Origin of the sequence: Mesotoga infera, assembly GCA_011045915.1 — a bacterium.
GTDB classification, from domain to species: Bacteria; Thermotogota; Thermotogae; order Petrotogales; family Kosmotogaceae; genus Mesotoga; species Mesotoga infera_D.
In genome coordinates, this window is record DSBT01000104.1 from 1 (window position 1) to 3256 (window position 3256).

The 3256-nt window shown below is 45.4% G+C and carries 4 protein-coding genes; 2 read left to right on the forward strand and 2 right to left on the reverse strand.

All coding sequences use genetic code 11. From position 1 onward, the window contains the following. The first annotated feature begins 368 nt into the window (after window positions 1–368). Both ENN47_03510 and ENN47_03515 read left to right on the forward strand, forming a co-directional pair. Window positions 369–1142: a transcriptional regulator gene (locus ENN47_03510; GenBank protein ID HDP77248.1), complete on the forward strand. Its 774-nt coding sequence runs from the start codon at window positions 369–371 to the stop codon at window positions 1140–1142. After that, entirely contained in the window at window positions 1129–2079 is a 951-nt protein-coding gene (locus tag ENN47_03515; GenBank protein HDP77249.1) for a nucleotidyl transferase AbiEii/AbiGii toxin family protein, read from the forward strand. The genes ENN47_03510 and ENN47_03515 overlap by 14 nt, the downstream gene beginning before the upstream one ends. A 161-nt stretch (window positions 2080–2240) precedes the next feature. On the opposite strand, the gene ENN47_03520 is transcribed toward ENN47_03515, so the two are convergent. Then, window positions 2241–2639 (reverse strand): putative toxin-antitoxin system toxin component, PIN family, encoded by a 399-nt coding sequence (locus ENN47_03520; GenBank protein HDP77250.1) that lies wholly within the window; start codon window positions 2637–2639, stop codon window positions 2241–2243. Further along, entirely contained in the window at window positions 2636–2917 is a 282-nt protein-coding gene (locus ENN47_03525; protein HDP77251.1) for a type II toxin-antitoxin system Phd/YefM family antitoxin, read from the reverse strand. The genes ENN47_03520 and ENN47_03525 overlap by 4 nt, the downstream gene beginning before the upstream one ends. Between the last annotated feature and the right edge of the window lie 339 nt (window positions 2918–3256).

Below are 3256 nucleotides of genomic sequence, written 5' to 3' on the forward strand. Positions count from 1 at the left end.
GTAAGCCACCTAAGAGAACTCGCGGTTTCTGTAATAAGAGAGATGGAACAATGATTACCGACATTGAACTTGAAGAGATACTCCTCGAGATTTTCTATTTCCACGATCCATATGATCCAAGGTCCAAGGTCGGGCAGATATGAGAGGTATGAGGCTAGAGGTTAGGAAGGCAGGACCTAATTGCTCTTCTTACCTCTTCCCTCTAACCTCAGGTCTTTCCCAAGAACTTGGGCGCAACGCGCCGGAGGAACCCGGAGGAACCGTTCTTTCCGCCAAAAACGGACTCTCCATCTATCTTTTATTTCATGCTTATAAGTATTAAGTTTTAGCCATCAATGTGCTATCATTAAAACACGGAAGGTGTGCTTATGAAATACTACGGGCAACTGGCGAGACTGGGAGTTTTCACAAAGACTGATGTGGAAAAGCTTGTCGGAAAAAGCGAAACTGCCAATTCTCTGCTACAAAACTACAAGAAACGTGGCCTCATAGATCAGGTCAAGAGAAACCTGTATGTGACAAGAAGCCTTGAGACCGGGCAGGCTATAGCAGGCCGATATAGAATCGCCTCGAAGATCAAGCCGGAGTCCTATATTACCCATCACTCCGCTTTCGAGTACTACGGTTATGCCAGCCAGGTATTCTATGAGGTATATGTGAGTGCACAGACCAAGTTCTCTGAGTTCTCCTATGACAATATAAGCTTTCGCTTCATATCCCCGCGAATCAACGAAGGAATTGTAGTGAGTCCAGATGGGGTGAGAGCAACAGATGTGGAGAGAACTACACTTGATAGTATCAACGACTTTGAGAGAATTGGAGGTCTTGAAGAGTTGCTTCGCTGTCTGGACTCAGTTCCCTCACTCAAAGAAAACAAATTGATAGCCTATCTGGACAAATACAACAAGAGATTTCTGTATCAGAAAACGGCATACATACTGGGGCACTTTCAGAGCAGATTCCGCCTATCCGAACGATTCTTCCAACTATGCGAACTTGCAAAAGGCAATAGTGTCAGATACCTGTATAATGAAATACGCTATGAATCACCAGCTTACGATTCCAGATGGAAACTCTTCGTCCCGCAAGACCTCATGGCGATAATATCGAAAGGAGTAGCGGATATCGGTGAGATACGATAAGCAAACTATCGGGCAACTAGCTTCAGAACTGGGGTTTGTTCGTGATACATTCGAAAAAGTGCTGAGGTTGGTAGAGGTACTTCAATTCATAGATTCGGATAACCTTCTATCGGAAGCTCTTGCTCTGAAGGGTGGAACGGCAATTAACCTATTCATTATGCAACTTGCGAGACTGTCGGTTGACATAGACCTCGACTACTGCAAGACCATTTCTAAAGAAACTATGATTGAAGATAGACCTGTCATCATAGAGAGAATTGCGCTTTTCATGTCCGCCAACGGTTACAGACATAGCGACAAATCGAAGCGCTACTATTCTCTGGAATCGAGCGTCTTCGAATATACCAATTCGGGAGGAGCAAGAGACAATATCAAAATCGAGATCAATTTCTCTATGAGAGCTCATGTTCTACCAGTCGAAATCAGAAGCACTTTGATTCCCGGAATTCTTCAAGGAGTACACTGTCGGTGCGTAGATCCCATAGAGATACTTGCAAGCAAAATAGTTGCACTTCTTACAAGAGCTGCGGTTCGTGACCTCTATGATGCCAACAGAATGATCTCCCATCTTTCTTTAAGTGAAAACGACAAAGAATTACTGAGGAAGTGTATCCTCTTCTATTTTTCAATCGGCAGCAGTGGCATTCCTGAAAGCCTGGATTTTGCAATGCTCAAGAGAATCACAGAGTACCGAATACGTACTGAACTACTTCCAGTTCTTCGCAAAACGGAGAAGATCGATCTCGATGAAATACTTAAAGGGGTAGAGAAGTTTCTTTCGAACCTACTTGTTTTCACTGCCAGAGAGAGCAAATTCATAGATAAATTCGGAAAGCGAGACTATAATCCGGAACTACTATTCGATGACAGTCAAATTGTGGAGAGAATCAAACACCACCCAATGGCGCTTTGGAAAACCAACAATGAAAACAACTGAACCAACTCTGCGAAACCTACCATAGTGGTCTCGTCCATCTCGCTCTCTTATCTCTTCTCATGGTCCTAAACCAATAACCTGGACGCTCAGCGCCTGAACGAAGAACAAAGCTCCTAGCTCCGGAACGATGAAACGCTCTTCGGCTCTCCAAGGACAGCTCTTCACGCCCTTCTATGAACTATCTCAAGCAACGCTGCAGGACTCAGGACAGTTACGAAATCAGCGGGAAAGTGTTTAGCATTCCCCGTAACGATCGGACTGTTAGTGGCTCTGGAGACTTCAACAAAAGGTAAATGCGATAGATCTGGAAGCTCCAAAGTGACAGGTTCGGGAGTCACAAGAAAACCGACCCTAACAAAGAAATCCAGAAGCGCCCTTATATCGTCGCTCCTGAATCCAAATCTCGGTCTTCGAAGAACCCTCTCGTATTCATCGATAATTCTTGCATCGAAACAGGGAAGAACACGATTTGAGAGAATAAAATTGAGAACACCTGCGGGACTTCCGTAAGGATTTATTAGAGCCGCGACAAGGACGTTTGTGTCTACTACTATCTTCATCTGTCCGCTTTTCTGCTTTCAGAGATCTCTCTCTCAATTTCCTCTGAAGAAAGACTATCAAGACCGTTATTCAAAGACTGGAGCCGCATTCTTTCGACCGCGAGTTCAGCTTTTGCTCGGGAAATAGCCTTTATGAGAAATTCGAGATCCTCGTCTGCCCTTATCATTATTGCTCTGGGCTTCCCGTTAACCGTAACGATAACCTCCGATCCCTCATCAAGCGTTTCCCAGACCGCTGAGGGATTGCTTCTCAGGTCTCGAGTCGCTATGTACTTCATAAAACCGCCTCCTGTTCAAGCATATTGTACAATAAGACCTACATAATTACCTACACAATCGCGAGCACCAGTCGCGGCGGCGGCGGGGTGGATCAGAGGTAAGAAGGATGAGGATAGAGGTAAGAAGATCAAGATCTTTGCGCTCTTCCAACCTCTAGCCTGTCGCCTCTAACCTCTGCTCTTCTCGTTCTCGTCGCGCCAGTTCCGCTCCGCGGCCTAAGAACCTGGAAGCAATGAGTCGGAACGAGCAACTGCTCTTGCTCCTAAAAATGGAGTCCCTATATACCTCTATATACCTTCGAACCCCCTCATTATGTCATCCCGTAGAGCCTGCCCTGA

What these genes read in the sequence shown, in the direction of transcription:
- ENN47_03510 (HDP77248.1), top strand. Translation starts at nt 369, where the DNA reads ATGAAATACTACGGGCAACTGGCGAGACTGGGAGTTTTCACAAAGACT.
- ENN47_03520 (HDP77250.1), bottom strand. Translation starts at nt 2,639, where the DNA reads ATGAAGATAGTAGTAGACACAAACGTCCTTGTCGCGGCTCTAATAAAT.
- ENN47_03525 (HDP77251.1), bottom strand. Translation starts at nt 2,917, where the DNA reads ATGAAGTACATAGCGACTCGAGACCTGAGAAGCAATCCCTCAGCGGTC.